Below are 1,427 nucleotides of genomic sequence, written 5' to 3'. Positions count from 1 at the left end.
GGGCTATCAGATTCACACATTGTCGAAAGCGGCGAGGAGGAGGCCTACGCCGCGCTTGGCGGCTTGGAACTGTTGCCATCCGTCGAGTATGACGATTGGCCCGGGCTTGCCGTAGTAGCCGGTCCAACCGCCGAGGCGGGCGCAGACCCAGGCGGCGTAGGCCAGCGAACCTTTAGGATGCGGGTTCTTCTGTTTGGCGGTTTTGCCCTCCAGCTTGGCGCAAAAAGCTTCCAGCAGCGGCCGGTCGCTTGGTTCGAAGGCGTCTTCGATGGGACGCAAGGTGCTGCCGGGCGGGGCACCGTCGCGGGCATGCACCAGTTGCTGCACGATCACGGCCGCGACGAAGGCAGCCGTCACCAGATTGCTCAGCGCCACCTCGTCCTCTACGCGCAGGCCTTCGATATCGAAGCCTTGGGTCTTCAGGGTGCGGAACAATTGCTCGATCGTCCAACGGCGGCGATAAAGGGCGATGACCGCCGCCGCCTGGTCGGTATCCGACACCGCATAGGTCGTCAGCAACCGCCAATGGATCGGCGTCTCGCCTGGTGGTGTGACGGTTTCGCGCACATCCACCAGATAAAGACGCGCCCCATCCGGGGTCTTCTTGTAGATGCCGTTCCTCGGGTGCGGCAATGTCACCGCGCTGAAGCGGATCGCCAACTGCGTGTCGCGCTCCTTGCGGCCAGGCTTGGCCGGCAGGGTAAAGGCAAGGTTTGCCGAAACCGGCAAGGCATCCGCCATGGCAAACAGCGAGGGCTGGTCTTTGCCGAAACTGCGGTCTTTGGCAGCGCGCACGACAAGGTCGACATTGGCAGGTCTTCGGGTGAAGGCCTCGTAGATATCGCTTTCGCGGTCGGCAATGACGGTGATGTGGCGCGCCGCCGCACAAACCTCAGCCGCCCGGTCGGCGCTCTCCAGCCAGCGATAGCTCTCCTTCTCCTCGATCGGACGCGCGCGCTGCGTGCCGCGCTTGCCCTGGTCGCGGCTTAGAAACTGTCCATGGATCGCTCCGACGATCGCGCCATCGTCGGCGTCGACCCCGATCATAGCATGCAGATAAAGACCGCCACCGCCGCTGGAGCGGACCACCGTCGTATCCTGAATGGCCAGGACATGACGATCTGCGCTACGGCCAGCTGTACGCAACGCCGCCTGCTCGATCATCTCCTGCGGATTGACGGCATCATTGCGCAAAAACCGGGTCAAACGGATCTCTCCGGCCCGATGCCCTCCAAGCTTGCGCACCCGCATGCCTTGGCCGGCCGTCTCAACCAGACGCCCCAGCAGGAACGCCCCCCTTTTTCCAGGCGGCGGTCGCCAAACCGTCCCAGGCTCAAATCATCCATCGCTCAATTCTCCTGCGTCCAGCAAGAGAATCAGAACACCATCACATAGGCAATTCTAAATGTGTGAATGCCATAGCCCCG

Annotated in this window: 1 protein-coding gene; it reads right to left on the bottom strand. The window is 62.7% G+C overall.

Going from position 1 to position 1,427, the window contains the following annotated elements:
• Nucleotides 1-12: 12 nt before the first annotated feature.
• Nucleotides 13-1,251 carry an IS4 family transposase gene (locus GGD57_RS28970; RefSeq protein WP_184473596.1) on the bottom strand — a complete coding sequence of 413 codons (1,239 nt, stop codon included), beginning with the start codon at nt 1,249-1,251 and terminating at the stop codon, nt 13-15.
• Nucleotides 1,252-1,427 lie beyond the last annotated feature (176 nt).

Source organism: Rhizobium esperanzae (genome assembly GCF_014197615.1).
Taxonomy (GTDB): domain Bacteria; phylum Pseudomonadota; class Alphaproteobacteria; order Rhizobiales; family Rhizobiaceae; genus Rhizobium; species Rhizobium esperanzae_A.
The sequence above is the reverse complement of the archived record's forward strand: the minus strand, read 5'-3'. Positions and strand labels throughout refer to the sequence as shown.

Coding starts and splice junctions, on each gene's coding strand:
- GGD57_RS28970 (WP_184473596.1), bottom strand. CDS start 1,251: ATGCGGGTGCGCAAGCTTGGAGGGCATCGGGCCGGAGAGATCCGTTTG.